This is a genomic window from candidate division Zixibacteria bacterium HGW-Zixibacteria-1 (assembly GCA_002838945.1).
GTDB lineage: Bacteria > Zixibacteria > MSB-5A5 > GN15 > PGXB01 > PGXB01.
The window spans coordinates 83,950-102,304 of record PGXB01000004.1 but is presented as its reverse complement, the minus strand read 5'-3'; the positions used below and the strand labels follow the sequence as shown (position 1 = coordinate 102,304).

Annotated in this window: 13 protein-coding genes; 12 read left to right on the top strand and 1 reads right to left on the bottom strand. The window is 49.1% G+C overall.

What is annotated here, in order from left to right:
• The first annotated feature begins 48 nt into the window (after positions 1 to 48).
• From CVT49_03025 to CVT49_03005, 5 genes are all read left to right on the top strand, one after another.
• On the top strand, positions 49 to 987 hold the full coding sequence (locus tag CVT49_03025; protein PKK84563.1) for a sugar transferase: 939 nt from the start codon (positions 49 to 51) through the stop codon (positions 985 to 987).
• 119 nt (positions 988 to 1,106) lie between these two features.
• Positions 1,107 to 1,826, top strand: coding sequence for a hypothetical protein (locus tag CVT49_03020; protein PKK84562.1), 720 nt, complete (start codon positions 1,107 to 1,109; stop codon positions 1,824 to 1,826).
• Between the two features lie 15 nt (positions 1,827 to 1,841).
• Positions 1,842 to 3,374, top strand: coding sequence for a hypothetical protein (locus CVT49_03015; GenBank protein PKK84561.1), 1,533 nt, complete (start codon positions 1,842 to 1,844; stop codon positions 3,372 to 3,374).
• A gap of 13 nt (positions 3,375 to 3,387) precedes the next feature.
• A complete protein-coding gene (locus CVT49_03010) occupies positions 3,388 to 4,227 on the top strand; it encodes a hypothetical protein (GenBank protein PKK84560.1) in 840 nt (279 codons plus the stop codon).
• A 209-nt stretch (positions 4,228 to 4,436) separates the two neighbouring features.
• Entirely contained in the window at positions 4,437 to 5,864 is a 1,428-nt protein-coding gene (locus CVT49_03005; protein PKK84559.1) for a sigma-54-dependent Fis family transcriptional regulator, read from the top strand.
• A 145-nt stretch (positions 5,865 to 6,009) separates the two neighbouring features.
• On the opposite strand, the gene CVT49_03000 is transcribed toward CVT49_03005, so the two are convergent.
• The gene (locus CVT49_03000; protein PKK84558.1) at positions 6,010 to 7,569 is read right to left on the bottom strand and encodes a sodium:calcium symporter; all 1,560 of its coding nucleotides are present in this window, start codon (positions 7,567 to 7,569) and stop codon (positions 6,010 to 6,012) included.
• 306 nt (positions 7,570 to 7,875) lie between these two features.
• On the opposite strand from CVT49_03000, the gene CVT49_02995 reads away from it, so the two are divergent.
• The 7 genes from CVT49_02995 (at position 7,876) to CVT49_02965 (ending at position 18,179) form a co-directional block, all read left to right on the top strand.
• Positions 7,876 to 8,442, top strand: a complete 567-nt coding sequence (locus CVT49_02995; protein ID PKK84557.1) for a hypothetical protein — start codon at positions 7,876 to 7,878, stop codon at positions 8,440 to 8,442.
• A 55-nt stretch (positions 8,443 to 8,497) separates the two neighbouring features.
• A complete protein-coding gene (locus CVT49_02990) occupies positions 8,498 to 9,271 on the top strand; it encodes a hypothetical protein (GenBank protein ID PKK84556.1) in 774 nt (257 codons plus the stop codon).
• Positions 9,268 to 10,869, top strand: a complete 1,602-nt coding sequence (locus CVT49_02985) for a hypothetical protein (protein ID PKK84555.1) — start codon at positions 9,268 to 9,270, stop codon at positions 10,867 to 10,869. Before CVT49_02990 ends, CVT49_02985 begins: the two co-directional genes overlap by 4 nt.
• Entirely contained in the window at positions 10,859 to 11,848 is a 990-nt protein-coding gene (amrS, locus tag CVT49_02980; GenBank protein ID PKK84554.1) for an AmmeMemoRadiSam system radical SAM enzyme, read from the top strand. The genes CVT49_02985 and amrS overlap by 11 nt, the downstream gene beginning before the upstream one ends.
• A gap of 139 nt (positions 11,849 to 11,987) precedes the next feature.
• The gene (locus CVT49_02975) at positions 11,988 to 14,816 is read left to right on the top strand and encodes a hypothetical protein (GenBank protein ID PKK84553.1); all 2,829 of its coding nucleotides are present in this window, start codon (positions 11,988 to 11,990) and stop codon (positions 14,814 to 14,816) included.
• Entirely contained in the window at positions 14,804 to 15,943 is a 1,140-nt protein-coding gene (locus CVT49_02970; GenBank protein ID PKK84552.1) for a hypothetical protein, read from the top strand. Before CVT49_02975 ends, CVT49_02970 begins: the two co-directional genes overlap by 13 nt.
• Positions 15,912 to 18,179, top strand: a complete 2,268-nt coding sequence (locus CVT49_02965) for a hypothetical protein (protein ID PKK84551.1) — start codon at positions 15,912 to 15,914, stop codon at positions 18,177 to 18,179. Before CVT49_02970 ends, CVT49_02965 begins: the two co-directional genes overlap by 32 nt.
• The last annotated feature ends 176 nt before the right edge of the window (positions 18,180 to 18,355 follow it).

Below are 18,355 nucleotides of genomic sequence, written 5' to 3'. Positions count from 1 at the left end.
AGAAGTGTAATTCTATATTAATGTTAATTTTAAAGACATGAAATTCGAATGAGTAAGACAGTAATTGAAACCAACTACGAAAGCAAAGTAAGCCACTCTTACGCAATTTCACAAACGGTTGTCGGTTACGGCAAAGTTATCACGGTGGAGCCCGGGAATGTCAGGGAGGCCCTTCGCAAACAATCGTTCAATACAATCCTGAGATATTATTATGGCGAATATATAACCGGAATTATGTTTATTTTCGCCCTCTTGTTGTATACATTAATGACACCAATAAATGTTGCCAACCCGGTAAAATATGTGATCGGTATGATAGATAAGTTAATGAAAAAAATACTTGATGTCGGCGGGGCCATTATCGGAATTATCGTCGCTTTGCCAATATTTCTGGTCGTCCCGCTTTTGATTAAATTAACCAGCTCCGGCCCGGTGTTTTATACCCAGGAAAGAGTGGGGATCAATCGCCGCCGCAATTCGCGCCGCATTTACAAAACCGACGTGAATGAAAATATGAGAATCAGGGAACGTCGCCGTGAAGACAGTTTCGGCCGGCCTTTTAAGGTAATTAAGTTCCGCACCATGGTCACGGATGCCGAAAAATTAAGCGGACCGGTCTGGGCCACACAGAATGATGCCAGAGTAACGCCGCTGGGACGGTTCCTCCGAAAGACCCGACTGGATGAGGTGCCGCAATTGCTGAATGTATTAAAAGGCGACATGTCACTGGTTGGACCGCGGCCGGAACGACCGAAATTTGTCAGGGAATTACGGGAAAAGGTACCTAATTATGATGCCCGCCTCAGGGTAAAACCGGGAATTACCGGTTTGGCCCAGGTCAGCCAGGGTTATGATTCTTCGATCGAGTCGGTGGTGGATAAAGTCAGGCACGACGTCAAATATATCCATAAATGGTCGATTGTTACCGACCTGAAAATACTGGCGAAGACAGTCGTGGTGGTTCTGACCGGAAGAGGCGCCTGTTGACATTTTGAGAAAATTTTAAGCCGCATCGCCTGATGCGGCTTTTTTTATTTGTTGAATTAGGTGTTGAATATAATTATTTTACAATATTAAGCGATAATTAACAAGGAAGTGAGTTTTATATGTTGCCCAAAGGGATCTTGGTCATAAGTATCATATTCATTATCTCCGGGGCGCTGTCCGCTCAGGAGGCCAGCGGTTTTTCCGTTGTCACTAAACCGACCGGGGCGGAAGTTTTTATTGCCGGCGATAAAGTCGTCTCCGGCGTTACTCCCGTTAATTTTCAACAGGCGCTTGAAGGCAATTACCGTGTCAGCATCAAAAAAGACGGCTATGAAACATACAAGTCATCTTTGTTTCTTCAGAGCGGCATTGGGCGAAGTCTCAACATAACCCTTAAACCGAAGACCCGGTTCAAAGCTTTCAGTCGTTCCTTTTTTATTCCCGGCTGGGGACAGACATATGCCGATCAGAAGTTCAAGGGCGGTCTGTTTTTTGTCGCGACCGCGGGAGCGCTGGCTTCATTCCTGATAGCCGATAATGAGTACGACGATAAAGTCGGTATCTATGATGATTATTTCGATCGTTATGATGCCATGACATCGATTGGCGATAAGGAACAGTTTTATCCGATTCTGGCTGAAGCCAGAAAGGACGCCTATGATGCCGAAACGATTCGGCGGGTGACAATCGGCGCCGCCATCGCTGTCTGGGGATTGAATCTGCTCGATGTTATCTTCTTTTTTCCGGAAAAGAATATTGAAAGCGGGACGAACAGCCTTACGGTAGTGCCGGATTTTGAGCAGGGTGGCGGCCGGCTGGTCCTGAGCCACAGGTTTTAAGCAGGGGATAGCACAATGAAATTAATTATTCTTATCATAGCTTTATTGGCGCTGCTGGTCGGCGGTTGTGACCGTTATATCGATTCCGAGGATCTCGATTTCTCACTTCCCGAGGCTCCCCCGGTGCCGATATATGTCAAAGCGATTCATTTGTCCGAGAGCATTATGCTGGATTGGCAGGTTCCCGATACCCTCGCCAATATGTCTTTCAAAGTGTATTATACCGATTCACTCGGCGGCCCGGAACAACTCTGGATTAAAACCGCCGCATATTCCACGACCGTTACCGGCCTCGTCTCCGGACGCCTGTATTATTTCATGGTTTCATCTGTTACGAGCGACGGCCTTGAAGGCGAAAAGTCGGAACCGGTTGCCACCAGCCCGGGGTTAATGTCGGTTGTTATCGGCAGCGGGAGAAAGTACACCAATTCCAGGAGTGTCCGTCTGGATTTCATTGTTCCCGTTACCGCAACCGTGATGCAGGTTACCGAGGATCCGCTATTCACCGAAGCGATCTGGGAAAGTTATGCCCCGATTAAAACTTTTGTATTGACTGCCGGTGACGGTGTCAAGTATGTCTATGCCCGGTTTCGATTCGCTGATGGTTCGGAGACAGGCATCGGCTCGGCCGTATCCGACAGTATCATCCTTGATACCGAGACCTCGATAAATTCGGTCTCTTATTCTCCCGATGACCAGGTCTTTGCGGCCGGGGACAGCATTGCGTTCTCACTCGAAACAGCGGAAGGGGATGGCTCGGCATCCATTACGTTCCCCGGACAGAGCAGTCTGGCGCTGACATTCGATGAAGTTCAAAGTAATATCGGCGCAAGTCGATATGTCTATTCCCGGATTTATGAAATTCCGGCCGGCCTCGAGGTGGTCGGTGGAGAAGTCGCCGGACATTTCCTTGACGCCGCCGGCAATTCGGCTCCTATTGTGAATGCTCCGGCTTTGCTGACTATCTCCAATCCTCCCTCGCCGGTTACGGCTTATGCTACGGTCGAATCATCGTCCGCCATCAGGCTCAATTGGTCGCAGTCCGTTGATGATGATTTCGCCGCCTATCATATATATCGCGGCCTGACCGGTTCAGTTTCCAACAGCTCCGATCCCATTATGGTTGTCACCAGCCGTGCCACCCGCACATATAAGGATGAAAATCTAAACGAAAGTACGCAGTACTTTTATAGAATATATGTTTATGACAATACCGGTCTCTCGGCGGCCTCGTCCGTTATTTCCGCCGTCACACTAGTAAACCAGGCGCCCGCTCCGGTAACTCTGGCCGCCGGTGTCGATGGGGCCGTGGTGTCATTATCATGGTCGTCGAATAATGATTCCGATTTTGAGTCATATCGCGTATATCGTGCCGCCTCCATCCCGGCTTCCATCGACCAGCTGACACCACTGGTGATTGTCAATGCTCGGGCCGAGACCGCTTTCGAAAACAGCCCCGGAAACGGTACCTTTTATTTCGGCGTGGCCGTCTTCGACAAACAGGGCAAATGGGCGGTATCCAACTGGGTGAATGTTACGATACCATAGACTGAGGTAATTAGTGGGCTTTATTTACGGCATCAACCGACTGATTGGTCTTTATGCGGAGGCCTTTAGGGCCGTCGTAAAAATGCGGCTGTGGCCGCCGCTGTTTATTTATACGATTGCACAATTTCTTCTGCTGCTTGTTTTCAATTCATATGTAAATCCGGTAATATATCCTGTTCTGTCTCCATTTGTCGGCTTGATGGGAAAAAATACAGCCAGCCTGTTTGCGCAATATCCCGGTCTGTACATCGCCCTTCCATATGTGTATCAATGGGGGAGATTGCTATTCGGAATAATCTTCGAAGGACTGGCGATCGGGCTTACCGCACTGCTTTTTCTTAGATATATTGGTTCAAAAAGGGGTGAGGGCATGACGCTTCGGTCAGTCGTGCGCCGATGGCCGCAGCTCATTATTGTCTGGACTATTGTGACGGCGGTGATTATCGCCGCGAGTCTGATATTGCCGGAGTTGTTCAGGAGTTATCTTGAAGGATCACCGCGTCGCGCCGCCGTCTTTGACGTCGTTATCAGACTGGTGGCTGTAACATTATACGCAATATTTATTTATGCTGTCCCGTCAATCATCGTATATAAGAACAATATTATCCGCGCCTTCAGGACCACATTCGCCCTCTTTTTCCGATACCCGATTTTTACTTTTTTCCTGGCCCTGCTTCCTTATTTGCTGACTGTACCCACATCGTACTTGACGGGTCAATCCGCCGCAATCGTCAGCAAATTTTCCCCGGAACTGGTCTTTTACATTCTGGCTGCCGGGTTGATTGTCGATATGCTGGTTAATTTTATACTAACAGCCACGGTGGTCGGTTTGCTTATCGAAGAACGCGACTGAGCCAAAATATTTATTGATGACTTTGCAATATTTTGCAGACCGGATCATTTGATTGAATCCGCTTTTGATATCATTATAAACCTTCCGAAAAGCCTTTTATATCGGATATTTGAGCCGCCCGGCGCTAAACTATTCTGTTCAAAATCCGATACCTTGAAGAGGCAAACTGTTATGAATGTATAAAATATATACAGGATAAACACGCATCTATGAAAAACATACTTATCGTTGATGACGATCGTGAAATATCCAGATCACTGGCCAATCTTTTCGATCCCGATCGGTTTCGATTTTATTTCCTTGAAGACGGTCAGAAGGTCATTGAATTTGTCAAAGAGAATAAAGACATTGATACTATTCTTCTGGATGTAAATTTGCCGGGATTATCCGGCCTTGAGGTTCTGAGGCAGATTAAGCTCCATGAGGTCGGCAGTCCGGTCATCATGATTTCGGGTTTTGTCTCTACCGCCAACGCTATGGAAGCTATGCGTGAGGGGGCCTTTGAATATCTGACCAAACCATTCGAAATACAAAAGTTGATAGATACGGTTAACAAAGCTTGTGGATTCAAGACGGCGCGGATAAGAGCCTATGTCGATCCTTCCGATGTCGAGGCGCATGAACTGGATGAGATCGTCGGGCAGTCCCCCGAAATCGTTGAAATAGCCAAACTGGTCGGACAGGTGGCCAAGAGTGACGCGGCCGTCCTTATCTTTGGCGAGTCCGGCACCGGCAAGGAACTGGTGGCACGGGCCATCCATCGCAATTCGCATCGACGAAGCAAACCGTTCCTCTCGGTCAATTGCGCAGCGCTGGCCGAGACCCTTCTCGAATCGGAGCTGTTCGGCCATGAGAAAGGCGCCTTCACCGGAGCTTATTTCAAGCGTCTGGGTAAATTCGAACAGGCCGATCAGGGGACGATATTCCTGGATGAAATCGCCGATATGTCGATGTTGACCCAGTCAAAACTTCTGCGGGTGTTGCAGGAGAAGAAATTCGAACGCGTCGGCGGCAATGAAACCATCGATGTTGATGTCCGGGTGGTCGCGGCGACCAATAAATCACTGGTGCAATGCATGAAGGAAGGTTCCTTCCGGGTCGATCTGTTCTATCGTCTGAAAGTCGTCTCGATCTTCATCCCGCCGTTGCGTGAACGTAAGGATGACATCCCGCTTCTGGCCGACCATTTTGCCAAGGGATTCAGCCGCCAGCTCAATAAAGAGATCAAAGGCATCTCGCAAAAAGCGCAGAACATGTTGAGCAAATACTCCTGGCCCGGCAATGTTCGGGAACTGGAAAATAACGTTCACACCGCCTGCGTCATGACAAAATCGAATGCCTTGCAGCCGGAAGATTTCCCGATTTTTTCCGAAATCGATTCCGGGGTGGAGATAGATCTTAATAATCTGCAGGATGATTATACCGAGATGTTCGGTAAGATAATTGACCCGGTCCTGCCCAGATTGATCAACAACTCGCCCGGGAAGATATATTACTTTCTGGAATCGGCCCTGGAAAAGGCCCTGATCGCGTCATGCCTGAAACACTTCGGCTCGAATCAGGTCAAGACTTCGGAAATACTGGGCATATCAAGAAATACTCTGCGGGACCGCATGGCCCGATACAGTATTTTCTAAAGGACTATTCCGATATTTTATTTTGGTCCTGCGTGGGTTCATCTTTATTTCCCCTGATCAAACTGGTGTAACAGTAGATCAGAATCGAGATGATCACTCCCCATGCAAGAATCATGAATATCCAGCCGCCGGTTGTCATAAATAATCAGCCTTCCAAATGATTCTTTTCACGCCGCCGCCAAGCCAGAAAAACCAGAAAGGCCAGCAGCGCCAGGATTCCCAACAGAAGGAGTCTTGTCCCCAGAACATAGGGTAAGTTCTCTTCAGGGACCCCTTTCATCGTGATGACATTCCACCACTCTTCCTTGACCCACCACACCAGCAGGACAATCAACGATGTCGGCGTAATATATTTCGTTATAAACCGGAATATCCCCGGGACCTTGATTCTGCTGCCGTGATGCAGTTCCTTCCAGGCCTTATCGATTCCGAAAACCCAGGCCAGAAGAATTATTTCCACCGTGGCCCCGACGACAATAACGAAATTGGCGCCCCAGAAATCGAGATCATCGAGCACCCCGCGATGCAGGAACCACAGAGCCGGCTGGCAGAGAATAAAGGCAATCACGCCGAAAATCTTGACCGCCTTCTGCCGCTTGATATTGAACTCATCTTCCATAAAAGCCACCGCCGGCTGGGCTATCGAAATAGATGAAGTTATCCCGGCCAGGAACAGCATAAAAAACCAGATAAACCCGAAAATGGCGCCCAGCGGCAATTGATTGAAAATCTGCGGCATGGTGACAAAGCCGAGATTGAACGAGCCGGAGTTGGCGATATCGACAATGTTGGCTGGGCCGAAAAAGATGAAGGCCGCCGGAATCACTATCGAACCTCCCAGAATGACCTCTGCAAATTCATTGGTCGAGGCCGCCGCCAAGCCCGACAGAGCCACATCATCGCTCTTTCTCAGGTAGCTCGAATAAGTCAGGATCACACCCATTCCGACCGACAGGGTGAAAAATATTTGTCCCGTCGCCGCCACCCAGACTTTCGGCGATTTCAGCGCCGACAGATCGGCGTTCCATATAAAGCCCAGACCGTTGATGGAACTCCAGTCAGGATGCAGCGGATCCGGCGCAAACAACAAAATCACCCGAATCATCAGCACCAGACCGAAAACTATCAGCAGCGGCATGGCGAAATTACATAATTTCTCGATACCGCCGCGAATGCCGAAATATGTTACCGTTATATTCAGCAAAAATGTGATCAGGAAAAAGATGACTCCCGGAACGGTTCCGGCAAAGGTTCCGGCATCGCCCACCCCCTGGTACCACGTAAGAAAATCAATAAAGCCCTGACTTGATGTAATACCGGCAAGCTGCCCTGTGAGTGAATAATAGGCATAGGCCAGGCACCATGATTCGATATATACATAATACATATATATCAGAAAGGGTCCGAATATCCCGGCAATGCCGAAATATTTGATAAAACGACTTTTTCTCCAAAGTGACTGGAAAATACCGGGCGCGGTGGAATGACCGAAACCGCCGCCATAGCGACCCGCCGTCCATTCGACCCACATCAGCGGTATGCCGACCAGGACCAGCGCAATAAGATAAGGTATCATAAAGGCGCCTTCGCCGTATTTGCCCACCTGTGAGGGAAATCGAAGGAAATTGCCGAGGCCGACCGCGGAGCCGGCTACGGCCAGAACGACACCTATTTTGGTTCCCCAGCGTTGCCTGTCGTTACTCATCTCTTATATCTCCGCATGATTTATAAATTACTTTCGCAGCAGTTAAATTACCCTTTGCCCGGTAAAATGAAATTATAAAGACTCACGACTTTTAATGTCAATATAAAAAGACATTTGGAACCGCCCCGCCCCAGTTACGTATCATTTTTTGTTGACATGAATCCGAGAGGGGAATATCATGAATAGGCTTGGAATGAAAAAAATAATTCATGGAGGAATGTAATGATAAGAAAATTAATCGCCCTGACCGCCTTGCTTATTGCAGCTTCAAGTTTTTCGCCGGCTATGGCCGACAGCTCGGCGGGCATGTTCACCGGCTGCCTGACCACTGCTGACGCCTCCGGTCCCGGTGTTGGATACTTCGGCGGCTTTGTCGGTTTTGGCGATCATGTTGCCACGGTTTACGGGACTTTCACCTACGGTATGGCCGAATATACCGATATCCGCTTCAAACTCGGGTTTTCCGATCCCGACGCGCCGCAGAGCGATCCCAGGATTATGCTCGGTTTTGACTTCAAGTATGAATTAATGGATTATGAAGACACCTTGCATAAGAATCCGTTCGATCTCGCCGCCGGCGCCTTTATTGAATATGCCGATTTCGAATTCAGTCCGCTGTTGCAGCTTGGCGGCGATCTCATCGGCTCGATTCCGTATCGGTTTAAATCAGGCCAAAAAATTGTTCCTTACGCCCGGCTGAATGTGAGAATGGAAAGAGTTGATCCCGATGGGCATGATGCGAATACCGACTTCGAGGCCGGTTTGAATTTCGGCGCTAAATTCGAGCTGACGCAGGATTTCAATCTCTATGGCGAGTTTCAGATAGACGGCAACACCGGCATTTATCTGGGAATGGACATACGGGCGTTTTAAGTCGCTCTGAATTCAGAAAGGATTTGGGCTCCGGTTACGACCGGAGCTTTTTGTAATGACATACCTTGATTCAATCATCCTTGGCATTATTCAGGGATTGACGGAATTTTTACCGGTCTCATCATCGGGGCACCTGGTTTTGGGAGAGTATCTGCTGGGTGCAAAAATGCCGGGCGTGATGTTTGAACTGGTCGTCCATTTCGGAACCCTGATGTCGGTGCTTATTTATTTCAGGAAAAAGGTATTTGCTTTGATCAGGGCTCTATATACGCCGGCTCTCAAATCCGAAAGAAAATTTATTCATTATCTGATACTGGGCACGATCCCGGCCGCTATAATAGCCCTCTTATTTGACAATCTGATTGAGAGCGCTTTTGCATCTCCTTTTGCCGCGGCCATGTTTCTGGTCTTCACCGGTGTTGTGCTTCTCCTGACCTCTTCCTTCGGCAAGGGAACCAGGATGATCGATGCGCCGCGCTCCCTTTTAATCGGGATTGCCCAGGCTCTGGCGATACTTCCGGGAATATCTCGTTCCGGAATGACCATTTCAGCCGGACTGTTTGCCGGCGTTAAACCGATTGAAGCCGCCGAATATTCCTTTATGTTGTCGATTCCGGCCATTATCGGAGCCATTATTTTCAAGTCAAGAGAAATTATCTCCATTGATACCGGCCTGATCGGCCAATATGCGGTCGGGACGGTCATTGCTTTTTTGACCGGACTCTTTGCCGTTTATCTCTTGCTTGATTTAATCAAGAAAGGCAAATTCAAATATTTCGGTATCTACTGCCTGGTCGTTGGAATAATCGGCATAATATATTTTATTTGAATGCGATGAAACGGATACTTGTTATCAGACTCGGGGCGATCGGCGATGTTGTCCTGACCTCGCCCGCTATTCTGAATTTAAAAATATCGAATCCCGGCGCCAGAATCTTATTATTAACACGATCGAAAATCGCCAAACTGGCCTCGATGTTTTCCGGGGTGGATGAGATCATCGAGTTCCCGGCTCATGCTTCATTAAGAGACCTGTTTCGGATGGCGGAACATCTGGACAAAATCGGTTTCGACATGATTGTCGATCTGCACGGCAACCTCCGTTCAAAATATCTTATGAAACATATCGCCGCCGGTGTCAAAGTGCAATATCCCAAACGCCGCTTTGAGCGGTGGGCATCCGTCAGGTTGCATAAACTGAACCCCGATCCCCCGCACACGATCGACCTGTACAATATGGCCGTTCAAAAAGCCGGCAGCCGCATCTATGCCCGGCGCCCGGTAATCCGGCTGAAACCTTCCGAGCGTATGGACTTTGATCTGACCGAATCACTGCCGCACATCGCCATCGCGCCGGGGGCCTCGTTTCCGTCGAAACAGTGGCCGCCTGACCGCTTCCGCAAGCTATCTCTGGAAATATTTAAACGTAACCCGGCCAACGTCGTTCTATTATTGGCTGATATTGATGAACAGATGGAGTCGCTGCGGGATGAAATACCGCTCGACAGGCTGAAAATATTCGTCAATGCCGAACTCGCCGAACTGGCGCAGATTATCGCCGGAACCGACCTGCTAATCTGTAACGACTCGGCGCTGGCGCATATCGGTTCGGCCGTCGGAACCCCGGTCATTGCCCTGTTTGGCCCGACCCACCCGACTCTCGGTTTTTCACCGCGCGGCCTGCGTGATTGCATCATGCAGGTGGACGAACCATGCCGACCCTGTTCATTGCATGGAAGGCGGGCCTGCTATCGCGACCACCAGTACTGCTTTGACCGAATTTCAATTGATGATGTCATGGAGAAGGTTACGGAACGAATAAAGTCAAAAACCGGGGGAGAGAAGGCTTTATTTATCGACCGGGACGGCACCCTGATCAGGGAAAAAGGATACCTTCGCGATCCGGGTGAAGTTGAACCCGAGTACAAAGCGGTGGAATCGGTTCGAATGGCTCGCGATGCCGGGTACAAAATTATTGGACTCACCAATCAGTCAGGAGTCGCCCGCGGATATTATGACGAGGAAATGGTGCGGCTGGTCAACCAGAGGGTGCTCGATATCTTTGCCTCATCAGGGGCGCCCATCGACGAGATTCACTATTGCCCGCATTATATCAAGGGCGAGTTGCCTCAATATGCAATCGAATGTTCCTGTCGAAAACCGTCGGCGGGGATGCTGGAACTGGCCTGCCTGCGGCACAATATTAATCCCTTTAACTCCTTTGTCATTGGTGATAAAATGACCGACATTCAATTGGCCGCAGTCTCGGGCGGACGCGGGATTCTTGTCCGGACCGGTTTCGGCAAACAGGAAGAAAAACTGTTGCAGATTCCTTATGTGCTTGGCCCGGAAATAATCACCGAAAACTTCCATGAAGCCGTAAAATATGTGGTGAGGGGTGGAGGAATCAGCGGCGATGATAGTTGATGCGGCATATTCGGAGTTACTTGACGGCGGCAAGGTCCGCTGTCATCTTTGTCCCGCAGAATGTCTCCTCACCGAGGGCAAAATCGGTATCTGCGGTTCGCGGTTTAATTCCAATGGCAAGTTAATGACGGACAACTTTGGGGAACTGGTCAGCGCCTGCTATGATCCGGTCGAAAAGAAGCCGCTGTATCATTTCCACCCCGGCAAGGCCATTTTCTCGACCGGTCCCAACGGTTGCAATCTTAACTGCAGTAACTGCCAGAACTGGGAAATTTCGCAGGGGCATGTTCCAACCCGGTTCGTCGCTCCGCCCGATCTGGTCAATCTGGCCGGCCGCAACGGCTCCATCGGTATTGCCTACACTTATACCGAACCGCTGATCTGGTTTGAATATATCAGGGAGGCCGGGAAATTGATCAAAGATGCCGGACTCAAAAATGTTCTTGTCACCAATGGCTACATCAATGAGAAACCGCTCATGGAATTGCTCCCTCTGATCGATGCCGCCAATGTTGATCTCAAGAGCATGAGCCCCGATTTTTATAAGCGAATCTGCAAAGGAAAACTGCAGCCGGTTCTGGATAATATCAAGCATTTCCACGAAGCCGGGGTGAAAATTGAAATAACCAATCTGGTCATAACCGGCCTGAACGATTCCGATCATGATTTTGAAGCGATCAGCGACTTTGTAGCCTCAGTTTCGACACATATTCCACTGCATTTTTCCGCCTATTATCCCACTTACAAGATGAACAATCCGCCCACATCCGTGCAAAAACTGATGCGGGCCTATGAAATCTCTTCAAAAAAATTGGATTTCGTATATCTTGGAAATGTCAGGATCCCGGACAGATCGGACACCTTTTGCCCCCAATGTAAGGAGCGGCTTATTTGCCGAAGCGGTTATCATATCGAAATATTGGAACTCGAAAACGGTAAATGTAAAAACTGCAGCCATGATTTGAATATAATTCAATGAGGGCCGATTAATGACTGACATCATTCAGACATATTATTTAAAGACCGATAAAATATTAATGTGTTATTATGCATAGCTTGTGCGATTATTATTATATGGAACCAACACTCGAGAACCCTTGTTTTAAAGGGCGCTTGAGTTGTATTATGACTTTATTATGATTACCTCGACGTTAAAATACCTCCTGGCCCTTGCAGTAATTCTCATTTTACTGCCGGCGGCTGCTAACTCCCAGTTTTATTTCGGGCAGAATAAGGTGCAGTACACCAATTTCGACTGGCAGGTGATGGAAACCGATCATTTCCGGATTTTCTTCTATGCCGAAGAAGAGGAACTGGGTGAGATCGCAGCCCGCATCGCCGAGGATGGCTATAAAGAACTTGCGGCCAAATTCAAGCATGAGGTCTATCGCAAGATCCCCCTGATTATTTACAGTTCGCCCAACTATTTCGCCCAGACCAATGTCATACCGAGTCTTCTGCCGGAATCGGTGGGCGGCTTCACCGAATTTCTCAAGGGGCGCGTCGTTGTGCCGTTCCATGGCTCCTATTACAGTTTTGCCCATGTCATTCGGCACGAACTGGTGCATGTCTTCACCATTTCCAAACTGGAATCGGTCATGTCCAAGCAAAGACTGGCCCGGCTCGCTTCGCCGCCGTTGTGGTTTATCGAGGGAATCGCCGAATACTGGTCAACCGAATGGGACAGCGAAGCCGACATGATCCTGAAGGATATGGTGCTTTCCGGAAAATTGTTTCCCATTTCGCGGCTCTATGAAATTTCCGGCACCTTTTTCATGTACAAACTCGGTCAATCCATTTGCGAATTTATAAACGACTACTACGGTTCCGACAAACTTATCCTTATCTTCGAAAACTGGTGGAAAGGCGCCAACTTCGAAGAAGTTGTTCGCTACACATTGGGCGATTCGCAGAAAGATATTTCCGAAAAATGGGAATATCATCTTAAGAAAAGATATTTCCCGCAGATCGCCGATGCCGGCCTCGCCAAGCGCGAAGCAAAACAACTGACCAAGGACGGCTATTCGCTCAAAGGGGTCCCCATCGAACTCAAAGACGGCGACAAGTCGGGGGAGTGGATCATTTTCAAAGCCAACAAGCGGGGTTATTCAGGGATATATATGATGCCCCCGGCCGGTGAAAAAAAGAAACTCTATACGTTGCTAAAAGGCGGACGATCGGCCAGTTTTGAATCGTTGCATCTCCTGCAAAGCGGTATCGATGCCAATGATGACGGCATGATTCTTTTTTCATCCAAATCCAAAGAGGCCGATGTTCTCTACTTGTATGATCTGGAGAGACGCCGGATCAAAGAAAAATATGAAATCCCTGAACTGGCCGAAATTTCATCGCCGCGCTTTTCGCCCAATGGCAAGCTGGCCGTCTTCAGTGGGGCCAGACGATCCGGCATTACCGATATTTATACTCTGAATCTCAATAACGGCGACCTCAAGCGTGTCACCAAGGATTTCTATCTGGACAAGGACCCGGTTTTCACGCTTGCCGGCGACTCCATCGTTTTCGCCTCCGACCGCTCGGTTGAGGGCGATGCCGGCGCCATTAACTTATTTATTGTCGCGGCGGGAGGCGGCGCCCCGAGACAGTTGACTTCCGGACGCTGGCGCGATATCACTCCCGATGTCTCGGAAGAAGGCATCTATTTCTCATCTGATCGGGACGGCGCCTTTAACATTTATCGCCTTAACAATGACGGATCCATAAACAGAGTGACCGCCCTTTTGACCGGGGCCTATGATCCTCGACTGACTCCCGACAAGAAGAATCTTTTATTTTCCGGATACCAGGATTTCGGCTCGCATATATATCGCGTTGGTATCAGCGACACCATGCTTCTTGCCGCTGATTCTCTGCCTCAGGGCCGGGCCCAGTGGCGCCCCGGGAAACTCAGCAGCAAAACATTCAAATCATCGGTCAGATATAAAACCGAATACTCACTGGACATAGCCCAGTCGGCCATATCATATGATCCGGTTTATGGCTCCCTCGGTGGACTGCAGGTGGCTCTCTCGGATATGCTCGGCGATAATGCGTTTTATTTGCTTCTCACCAACACCGCCGAAACGAAGGATGACTTCCTGTCCAGTTTCAATTTTGCCGTGACCTATATCAACAAGAAACATCGCCTTAACTGGGGCGGGGGAATTTATCATCTTTACGACGAATATTTTAACGACTATGACGGATATTATTTCGAGCGTCAGCTCGGCGGCCTGGCTTATGTGAATTATCCTTTGTCGCGTTTCAACCGCCTGGAGACGACCACTTATATCAGGTATTCCGACCGTGACAAATGGCTCTTCCAGTTCCGGCGCAAAGGTGCCATGATGACCAATTATGTGTCCATCGTCTCCGACAATTCCCTCTGGGATATTTCCGGACCGATCGAGGGCCACCGATACAACTTGACTTTCGGTCTCACCACGCGGCTGGAGCAGGGACGGCAGTACAACCGCATCGGTCTGATCGACATTCGCAATTACCTGCGTTTGGGGAAATACTCGGCCTATGCCTCGCGTTTCTTCGTGTACTCCTCAACCGGAATCGAACCTCAGCGCATTTATTTCGGCGGAAGCTGGTCGTTCCGCGGATATAACCGCCGTGCTTTTTATGCCCGGAATATTGCCTTTGCCTCCAATGAACTGCGCTTTCCGCTCATCGATAATTTGTACATAGGCCTGCCTATCGGCGGAATCGGCTTCCAGGCTATCCGCGGTGCCGTTTTCTTCGATACCGGATATATAACCGACCGGCAGTTCCGTCTGCTTACCGATGATTTCGATGAGAATCTATTGGGATCATTCGGCACCGGCTTTCGCATCGCACTGGGAAGATTTGTCGTCTTCCGTTTCGATTTTGCCCGGACCACTGATTTCAAGACAGTCAGCAAAAACACGAACTTTGACTTTTTCTTTGGTTGGAATTTTTGATGAATGCCAGACACTTCATACTACCGGCAATTATGGCCATATTTCTGGTATCAGGCTGCTCAAAGCAGTTTACCCTGCCCCGGGCGGATATAATGACGCCGCCAAGCTGGCAATATCCGAGAAAAGATATCGGGGCCGGAGCCGTTATCAAGTCGGATTTTGGCGGCCAATTGAATCTTATCTGGCAAAAAAAGAATTCGGAATCCCCCCTGGGGCCGTTAACCATTGGCGCCGGGAAACTTATCTACTGCGGCAGCCGCTCCAGGATATTCTTCTATGATCTGGCCACAGGGGATTATCTGGGCATGTATAAGGCCCGTTACGGGGTCCAATCGGGAGTTGTGGTGTCGGATTCGCTGGCCTATTTTGCCGTCGGCCAGACCAAAAATCGCTTAATTTGCCTTAATCTGCTAAATCGCAAGGTCTCGTGGGCCTTTAATATAAAGGATGTTACCGGCGCGCCGATAATTATAGAGAACCGCCTTTATGCCGGTTCTTCCGACGGTAAGTTGATTTGCCTCAACAAAAAAACCGGCGAAGAACTCTGGCAATACCCGGCCGAAGGCAGATGCCTGGCCGGACCAAGCGGTGACGGCGAAATGGTCTTTTTCCCGCAGGACAACGGAACAATACTGGGTCTGAAGGCCGCAACCGGTGACAAAATATTTGAGGCAGAACTGGACCAACCTTTGGTAACAAAAGCAGTCATAGGTGAGAAAGTTTATCTCACCGGCTCCGAGGGCGGCTTCTTCGCCCTCGACAGGTCATCCGGAAATATTGTGTGGAAAAAGACATTCCCGTATCCAATCTGGACCTCGCCGGCGCTGGACAATGGTATGCTCTACTTCGGCGACAACGGCGGCAATCTCATGGCTCTGGCGGAGACAGACGGCGAAACACTGTGGCAGTTTCGGGCCGACGGTGTCATCGTCTCCTCGCCCATAGTCGTCGGAGATTACCTGCTCTTTGCCTCGCTGGACAGAAACCTCTATTGTCTCGACAAAGACACCGGCGAATTGGTCTCGAAACGGGAATTCAAAAGGGGCATCAATTTCCCCGCCGTCAGTGATGGAAAGGTAATTTGCGTCGCGGCGCATGACGGCACCATACAATGTTTCGGAGACTAGCATGAGAGACTACAAATTTACCGAGAGCGATCTTGGCCTCAATCTAAACGAACTTGTGCACGAAACCCTCAGAGAGTTTTTCCTGGCATCCAAGAAAGTCTCTATTTATTCAAGCGGCCACCCGCTATCGCAAAAAGCGATCAGCCGCGCCTTTCTCATGCTGGAAAAAATTTTCAGGTTCAAACGATTCCTAAATCTGCACATTTCGGACGGTCATCTTTACGCCCTTAATATCCGCACCCGCCCATCCATCTTTACCGAAAATATTCTGAACTTCATGCAGGTGCTTGACCTGAATGACATCCTCTTCGAAATGAGCCTGTCGGCCAATGATCTGTCGCGTTTTCTCGATCGCTTCGTCAAAAGACTGCCCTCGTCCGATTTCAGCAATCTGATGGCCACCTATCTCGAAAAAAATAAAATCACGACCATTCGCGTGAATTCGGAAATGGGCCATGATATCTTCGAAAACTGCCTCACCATGCGCGGCGATCTGATTGGCGACTTCTCGGTCAGAGCGGTGGTCGGCCAAATACTGGGTGATGATTATAAAAAGCTGTCGGCTTTGATGGCCGATGAAGCGCTGCCGTTCGAAGAATACTTCGCCCGCCATAAACACGATTATCAACCCGCTCTTATCGGCTATTTGATCCCGGAACTATTGTCTTCCATGCCGGCCGACAAAATTCAGGAAAGCCTGTCGGCTTCTCTTAACTTCGATAAGGGAGAGGTCCCCGAATCAGATTCCAGTGATGTTTCGGGCGGTACCCGGCTGAAAGAAATGATTGCCGCCCTTAATTATCATCCGGAACGGGAAAAGATTCTTGAAAATATTGGCAGCCGGATGGTTCAAGAGGGTGCCGAAAAGTCGGTCTATACCAGTATCCTTCCGGAATCCAGCCTGATCAAAGTGGAATCCTCGGAGAAAATCGACCAGTTCCTCAACGCTACTTTCAATGAGGCGCTCCCCGGATATGACCTGAACGATTTCAAGGATGTCTTCAGCCGCCTGTTGCGAACCGGCCAGCAGGGGAAAGCAAAAGCAGTCATTAACATTCTTCTTAACTATCTGGCCGGACCCAATCTTGATCTGCGCGAAAAATCGCTCGTTCTATTTCGTCTGGCTCTTTCGGTCTATCCGAAGAACATGGCGGGATACCTTATCGAATACATGATAGAAAAAGTAGGCGAATATGTTAAAGCGGGGAAAGAAACCTTCGAATACTCGGACCTTATCTGGGAACTGGCCCGCATTGCGCTTGCCGAAAAACAATATGATCACATGTCGCGAATTTGCGATATTCTCTCCGAGAAGCGGTCGCGTTACAAAGGTGTCTGGAGTTATGAATCGGTGGCGGTCAAGAAAGCGGTCGAGGAATTCAATCGCCGTGAAGTGATCGAGCAATTGGTCCGCGACCTCGTCATCGGCCCCAACAGCAATGTTCCGTTTATTAGAAATATACTCATCACTATCGGGTCCGAGGAAGCGGCCCTGGAGCTGTCACATATTATTTCTCATGAATCGCGCCAGGTCAGACAGCATGTTCTGAAAATTCTCTCCGAGATGGGCAAAGCCTCGCTTAAGGTCTTCTCGGAAATTATGAATAATAGCAGTTATTTCGATCGCGAAGAATCACGACGGGAACTGCCTGATGAAAAGTGGTATATTGTCCGCAATTCGATTTTTGTCCTCAGCACCCTCAACGACCCGGAAGCTTGCCGAGCACTCAGGGTCCGCATAAATGATATGGACACCAGGGTCCGCCGGGCCATCGTCCAATCACTGGAGAAAATCGGCGAAGAGCAGTCCTGCGATCTGCTTCTGATGCTGGCCGACGATGATGACCGCGAGATACGTGAATCCGCCATTATCGCCCTCGGCCTGATCGGCAAGCCCGACATCGCTCCGGAACTGATTGAATTGACCAGGCAGCATCGCTCGGATATTATATGTATAATCAATTCACTGGGTAAACTGGGCGGTTCCGAAGCCAGGAGCTTCCTCGGTTCGCTTCTGTCGGACCAGCAGGTTCAGTCGCAGTTCACCTCCGGGCGTTCCTCCCGCGATGATCTCAAAATGGCTACGATTAAGGCGCTGGGGCGAATCGGCGATCAGGATTCTTTGCGAAAAATCAAAGATTTCAACGATTCGATGTCAACCTCACAAAAAATTCTTTTTGGCGGGGCAAAGCTCTCAAAGGCGGCCGAAGAGATCCTGGGCCGGCGCGACAAATAGGCAGTCCCGTTCTGCCAAAATATTAATATTGATGCCATTATGGCCTGCTAAAAGTGCCATAATGGCATTTTGTTATTGCGCTTATTATCCAATCAAATAGTAAGTCATTGTTATATAGCCTCTTACAATTCTTGGCACGCCGGTTGTTATATATAATGGCGTGAGATGAAATAAGA

What these genes read in the sequence shown, in the direction of transcription:
- CVT49_03025 (PKK84563.1), top strand. Translation starts at nt 49, where the DNA reads ATGAGTAAGACAGTAATTGAAACCAACTACGAAAGCAAAGTAAGCCAC.
- CVT49_03020 (PKK84562.1), top strand. Translation starts at nt 1,107, where the DNA reads ATGTTGCCCAAAGGGATCTTGGTCATAAGTATCATATTCATTATCTCC.
- CVT49_03015 (PKK84561.1), top strand. Translation starts at nt 1,842, where the DNA reads ATGAAATTAATTATTCTTATCATAGCTTTATTGGCGCTGCTGGTCGGC.
- amrS (PKK84554.1), top strand. Translation starts at nt 10,859, where the DNA reads ATGATAGTTGATGCGGCATATTCGGAGTTACTTGACGGCGGCAAGGTC.
- CVT49_02965 (PKK84551.1), top strand. Translation starts at nt 15,912, where the DNA reads ATGACGGCACCATACAATGTTTCGGAGACTAGCATGAGAGACTACAAA.
- CVT49_02990 (PKK84556.1), top strand. Translation starts at nt 8,498, where the DNA reads ATGACATACCTTGATTCAATCATCCTTGGCATTATTCAGGGATTGACG.
- CVT49_03000 (PKK84558.1), bottom strand. Translation starts at nt 7,569, where the DNA reads ATGAGTAACGACAGGCAACGCTGGGGAACCAAAATAGGTGTCGTTCTG.
- CVT49_03005 (PKK84559.1), top strand. Translation starts at nt 4,437, where the DNA reads ATGAAAAACATACTTATCGTTGATGACGATCGTGAAATATCCAGATCA.
- CVT49_02995 (PKK84557.1), top strand. Translation starts at nt 7,876, where the DNA reads ATGTTCACCGGCTGCCTGACCACTGCTGACGCCTCCGGTCCCGGTGTT.